This is a genomic window from Bradyrhizobium sp. CCBAU 11386 (assembly GCF_028128955.1).
GTDB lineage: Bacteria > Pseudomonadota > Alphaproteobacteria > Rhizobiales > Xanthobacteraceae > Bradyrhizobium.
In genome coordinates this window covers 1-6,121 of sequence record NZ_LBKA01000135.1, presented here as the reverse complement: position 1 = coordinate 6,121, position 6,121 = coordinate 1, and the positions used below count along the sequence as shown (strand labels likewise).

The following is a 6,121-nucleotide window of genomic DNA, read 5'->3' as shown; positions in this document are numbered from 1 at the left end:
GATCGAGCCACGGCTCTGGTCAAGCGGACGCCACGAAGCGACGTAGCCGAACCTTCCGCGAAAGCCAGGACCGGTCGGGCTCTGCAAGCTTATAACGAACGAGTAGCCGCCGCTGCGTGCACTCCAAATTTCCATGTTTTCGACAGCGCGGTGGAACTGCAGGGGCATCACGCACCGTTCGCCTGGGCAACTCGACAATGAAAATCTTCCGGCGGACCCACTGGCGTACAAAATCCGAGACTCTAACCGCTGCCGGATGAAAGCACAGTAACAGGTCAGCTGGTCTGCCAGGCGAAGCTGTCGTCCAAGTCCTCTTCAATCACCCCGGCCGCGTATAACTGATCGAGCAGGTCGGCTACTGCGAGCACGCTCGTTCCGTCAGTCGTGACCTGCCTAACCAGCTCCGATGCTGTGCAGTTGCCGTAGGCGATTAGATGGCCAATGGAAGTCGGAGCGATGTCGTCGAGCACCCGGTGTTCCATGTTGCGTGACCGGAGATGAAAGCATCGGCTCCCGGCCTTGTATTGCAGGTCCCTGCGGAAGCGGATCGGCAATTTGGGAGGCGGACTCTCGAGCATATGCTGGTCGATCATGCGCTGCAGCCCCTCGCGGAACTCGTCAGGCGTCCTGAAGAAGCGTTCACTCAAGACGCGGTAGCCAAGAGGCCAGCGTTTGCTACCCGGCACCGGCGTTACCAATTGTAAAAGTCCCTGCAGCATATTTACGAGAAAGCCGGAAACACGGGCGATGGTCGTGTGATCGCCCTCCAGCAAGGCGATTGCATCATCTTTGTTGACGGCCCTAAGTTTCTCGCTCCGCTCGCGCGCGCGTCCAGCAAAAGCCTTTGCAGTCAGCGCCTCCTTGCCCTGCAGGACGAGTTCGACACCGATCGGCTCCTCAGGCGAAAACGCCATGTGAATCTGGTCGAGATGGGTTGTGCTCAGCACGGAGAAACGATTCGTCACGGTGCGATAGCGCTTGAACAGTTCGAGCACGCGCGTGGTGAGTGCGCGATCCTTGAGCGGGGCCGCCGTCGTTGTTTGTGGCAATGCGCCCGTGATCTGATAGTAGTCGAATAGAAAACGGTCGTAGTGTGGGTTGTCCAATGGCTCTGTGGCCCAGTAGCAGAAACCAGTACGGGCTGCCGAACCAAACATCTCGCTCGCGACACCGACCACGCCACGCCAAAGCGCTGCATGCTCTTGGCTATATTCGTAATAGCCTTTGAAGCGGTCGGCCGAGAGGGCGCAGAACAGCAACCGATGGTGCAGCCGTCGCTCAGCTCGAAAGCGATGATGGGGTGCGTGACCGACGCCGCCGTTCCGCCCAATTCGTCGTTGCAGCGCCGGATTTGGCGCTCACGCCAAGCATGAAAGCGAGGGTTGATCGTCGACATTTCGCCCTCTTCGCGCAGGAGGTCGCGATGGCGCAACATCTCGCGGATAAACTCGTCCCACATCATAGCGAGGGGCCAGGGCGTAGACTCCGGCTTGAAGCGGTGTTTCAGGTAGCCGCCGCGCCAGAGAGGCAGCATCATCATTGGGTCCACTTCGATGCCGTAGCGCTCTGTTACCGCTCGAGGAGAATCAACGTTCTCCGAAAGCGCCCTGCGAAACTCCAAGTCACCAGCTAGCCGCTCCATGAAGCGCTTGACGTGTGACAACGTGCGCAGTTGCTCGGGGGTACGCCGGTCAAAAATCTGTCGGCAGTGTTCGGTGGCAGTGTGCGTCATACGGTACGGGTGCGTCTTGAAGCCGCATCTCTAGACCTGAAAGCAATGATCTCACTCCTGACGAGGCGTGCTTTCAGTTCTCTTCGCACCGAATCGTCTCCTTGAGGACGAGCCAATGCGATCAAAACTAAAAATGTTAGGCCACGACCGCGACAACAACTACAATAAGTATAACGATAGCGACTAGGTCACGGCCCGCTTCCGCGGCTTACACGGCGCTCGTGGGTGCCTCCGACGTGGAACTAGCCAACGCAGTGGTATGCACAATCCTGCGCGAGCCCGCACCGCTCAAATCCTGCTTGCCGCCGACAATCGCGTCGAGCTGCATCAACTCGTGTCGGCCTGGCGCTCGGATGCAACTCCTAACCTCGTCAAGCGTGAAATCGTAGCCGTGGCTCTTTCCGACCGCTACAATCGGTGCAAGACCTGTAGCACTCTGCTTAAGATTTTCGAGCAGACTACCTTGTTTCGCTAGATTCTTGACAAACCGTTCTACCTCAGCCTGCGACATAGCCGGGCCTCTGCTTAATGTTCCTACCTATCCGTCGCCTTGGACGCGATCGGCGATGACGTCGTAAACAAGGCAATCGGCATGCCAGACTGAAATTGCTGCTTTTGCGCTTTGTCTGACCGTGCGTATCGTCAATTTGCCGACATTGGTCTCGAACCTAACAAGCGCTCAGTAGAGGATGAAATCTCGTTGTCGGTAGCTAGCCCAGCAGCACAAGCGGTCGCCATCTACAAAAGCATGGTCAGAAGCGTGCTCAGCAACGTCTGTTCGCGGATTAGAGACGGCGCGCATTCCGTCCAATACGCCCGGTTCTGCGAGAGGCTGGAGGTGACACGGGTCTACTTACCACACCATCCGTATCCTGGCGAACGGCAAGCGTACAACCGGGCGGTTCTGCAACTTGTGTGCGCGGGATGGCCGGTCACCGGGTCTGCGCCGCCGGCGGGGTCTACTACGGCTCGAGCAACCGACGAGGCGAGCCCTCCAGAAGAATCTGGCCGCCTTCGCCGGCATCCTGTATGCCGGTGCTACAGCGATTCGAACCGCTGTTCGACCCGCAGAAGAAGGTGCGGCCGATTACACCGACGTTTTGCATTGCCCATGCGCGGCGGGGCTTCTTCGAGCTGGCTGACATCGAGAAGAATGCTCCGGAAGTTAAGAGGGCAAACCGCTCTCTCCGGTCGCGCGGGAGGCGGTCAGACACCTCGGTATATGCGCAAGCAAATCGCCGCCCTTCAACTGCAACCAGCATCGTTGGCGAACTTCACATTGTTCCTAGAGTACGGAGGCCTAACGGATGCCACTGCCTTGCGATCAGGGGCTATCAGATAAGGCAGGTATGACATGTTGAAGGTTGTGGTACCTTCGGAAGCTCGCTGATAACAGGTGAGCAGCGCACCGAGGGCGCTGATGCGTTCAACCCAGCTGGTCTACCAGCAGGAGCAGCGATGGCCCTGAAAGACCGACGCGGTATTGAGCTGCCTCGTCCAACGCTCGTCGAGCCGCGTCCGCCAAAGTTCACGCGAGAACTCATAGGAGGGGCTTGATCGTGTGTAATCATTTACGTGCTTCACAATCGTAGAGGTGAGTAATGGAGCGCGATCATGAGGAAGATAAATCCGGACTGATGATCTGAAATCCGGCGTGGCGTTCAGTGTCGTGTCGCTCGTGAGGCAAAAATAGCCAGCCCGAACTTGCGGCTTGCAGTTTGAGAGCGCAAAGACCCTTGTTGTCTCAGGGGAGCGATATTCCTGGCCGGTCGGCGCTCTGTTTCTATTGGGTGTACTCAGCTGCCAGGAAGCCAAAATGGCATGCACTCCGTAAGGAAAATCTACGTCTCCGGGTAGAACGAAAGACACGTCGTCACGGGGCGACCTGCATTCGTGCCGAGTGCAAACTTCGAAAATCGAGGGATTAAGTCCGTTGTTAAGCTGCATCGGAAGTTGCAGCCTTCTTATTTTGCGCTTCTCCCGCTAGTCCCAGCCATGACAGCAAGTGATCAGCTGATGAAATAAGTCGCGCATTGAATAACTCCAAGTCGCAAAAATATGATTATGAGCCCGTTGAAGTAGTTTATGCGATAGTATACATCTTTAGGTAGATTTATTTTCGAGGCGGTGGGTCCTATCGGCTTCGCGAGTGCATGCCGCGAACCAGTTCTAATCTTCATCGTGCGCATGAGGCTGGATGAATGAGGTGCGACGCAGGTCGTTGTTCGAGGATTTTCCAAGCATGAGTTCCGAGACGAGGCGAACGTTGCGCGAGCTCAAAAAGAAAGCTGGTTTCGTTTCATGGACTGGACATGGATTGCGTCTATCATCTGCACTGTTGATCAGGCTGCAAAACGATCTGGTGGCCTCATATGCGAGTGTCCTTCGATGAGAACGGCACTAGCCGTATCGACACGCAGAGGGAGTCGGATTCTAAGATGCTGGTGGTGTGTATCAGATTTCAGCCGCCTAATTGAGCGACGCGGTGACGCACGCTTAGACATTGCCGGGTTTGTCGCCAGACGCGACCACCACTGAGCTTGTTTAGACATCCAGAGAAAGAGGCGCCGTCATGAGTGGAACAATGGTTGCTGAAAATGTCATTCCGCGAGCAGACATCGTCAAGCACGCGGACCGGCTTGGTGCCGAAATCAAGAACATTGTGCTGTCGGACGATTTGCCTGACGATGTCATCGTAGCGTTCAACCGGCTTCTGCTAGAGCATAAGGTCATCTTCTTCCGTGATCAGGGACATCTCGACGATGCACAGCAGCAGCGTTTTGTGCTCCGGCTCGGCTCACTGATACCGAATCCCACAGTGGCGGACACAATGGGCGGTTTAACGATCCGGCAGGAGCTGTCTGATCGCGCCTGCAGTCATCTCAACCAGATCAACGATGAGCGGGTCCCCGCAGCCATTTCGGTGCTGCGGCTTGCAGCTGTCCCCCCTTTTGGCGGCGACATTGCTTGGTCGAGCAGGGCGGCCGCTTACCTTGATCTTCCCGATCCCCTGCGGATGCTCGCAGATAACCTCTGGGCTGTGAGCTTCGTCGCATCTGATCTCACTGCGACAGAGAGGGCCACCGAAGCTAACAAGCGGCCTTGGTGCGGCGTATCCACTGGAACGATCTACGAAACGACACATCCGATTGTTCGTGTTCATCCCGAGACCGGCGAACGCATGCTATCGCTCGGTCGTTCCGTGAACAACTTCGTCGGCCTGCAGCGCTATCCCAGCCAAAGACTGTTTGAACGGCTGCAATCCTATCTCATTGCGCCCCGGAACACCCTGTGCTGGAACTGGAAATTAGGCGATGTCATAATCTGGGACAATCGCGCGACTGAGCCGTACCCTGTCAAGAAAACCGGCAGTCTTCACTGGGCCATGGACCAGCTTGCGATTGACGGCCGCGTACGGCACGTGAAGAGGCCAAAATCAAGGGCCGCAAAGGCTGCCTGACATTGTCCGCTTCTCCCGGATTTCGTGAGACGCCGGGAGACCTAACACTAACTTGCGGCCCTGCAATGTCGAGCGGAGCCGGCCTTCTTATGCGCCAGACCGGCTAACAGGCGCAGCTGCCACCTGCTCAACTTCTTCACTTCTTCCAGGCCCAACAGCATTGATCTTCAGGCATCGTCTCTGCTCGCCGGTCAAACCGATGACGCTGCATTTTTGATGATCTAATGCAAGCGTTGGCTCTCGCTCGGCGAGCAGCATCCCCTTCATCGCATCGGGATAGTCAGGCCCGGCGTAGCTCACCCCCAATTCAGAGCATATTCGCCACCATCTCGCGAGGCGTGGAATGCCTTGATTAACAGCGCTGGGCGCCGGCTGAATTTATCCCGCTCGCGATCGTGCCTGCGTCTTAGGTCTCCATAAACAAAGCGTCACTGGAGCCTTTCCAAAAGGACCTAAACTGCGCTCCTGCATGGGCACCACACCACCCGATCTTCGTCCAGCGGAAAAGTACCTCATGGCGCACACCAGCTCGATGCTTCGACCGACAGCTCTGGACGGCGGATCTGCTCTCATGCTCTTGCGCAGCACGTTAGCACGTCGCTCCATGCCCTTGCGGAAGTCTCTTGGTTGGGCGTTGCGATTACCCGACGCCACCCGACTAACGGACCACAGCTCCAAACAGACTCTTCGAAAACCTCGCTTTCAAGCGGCCGTCGGTAGGTTTACGCGAGCGACGCAACCTCATTTCGGAGATGAGATGCTCGGCCTCATGACAGGCGCTCGCGCTAAGCGGAACCCTGCTGGGGCCACATCGGCTGGAGCAGGAGATCGGAAGCGTCTTCGATGAAACGTGAGCGTCACGAGAGGATCACTGGCGCCTGGGCTTGACTTGCGCGGAATGCTCTGGATAGCGCGGTCTGGATGATTGA

3 protein-coding genes and 1 pseudogene are annotated in these 6,121 nt (G+C 57.0%); 2 read left to right on the top strand and 2 right to left on the bottom strand.

Features of this window, described 5'->3' with window-relative positions:
• Positions 1-275: 275 nt before the first annotated feature.
• Complete coding sequence (locus XI09_RS09115) at positions 276-1,259, bottom strand: radical SAM family RiPP maturation amino acid epimerase (RefSeq protein WP_271566540.1); 984 nt, start codon at positions 1,257-1,259, stop codon at positions 276-278.
• 681 nt (positions 1,260-1,940) lie between these two features.
• Complete coding sequence (locus XI09_RS09110; protein ID WP_271566539.1) at positions 1,941-2,243, bottom strand: Nif11-like leader peptide family natural product precursor; 303 nt, start codon at positions 2,241-2,243, stop codon at positions 1,941-1,943.
• A 349-nt stretch (positions 2,244-2,592) separates the two neighbouring features.
• Here XI09_RS09110 and XI09_RS09105 point away from each other — a divergent pair.
• Positions 2,593-2,955 (top strand): annotated as a pseudogene (locus XI09_RS09105) (IS66 family transposase); the annotation flags it as partial.
• A gap of 1,361 nt (positions 2,956-4,316) precedes the next feature.
• Positions 4,317-5,192, top strand: coding sequence for a TauD/TfdA dioxygenase family protein (locus tag XI09_RS09100; RefSeq protein WP_271566538.1), 876 nt, complete (start codon positions 4,317-4,319; stop codon positions 5,190-5,192).
• Positions 5,193-6,121: the final 929 nt, after the last annotated feature.

Coding starts and splice junctions, on each gene's coding strand:
- XI09_RS09100 (WP_271566538.1), top strand. CDS start 4,317: ATGGTTGCTGAAAATGTCATTCCGCGAGCAGACATCGTCAAGCACGCG.
- XI09_RS09110 (WP_271566539.1), bottom strand. CDS start 2,243: ATGTCGCAGGCTGAGGTAGAACGGTTTGTCAAGAATCTAGCGAAACAA.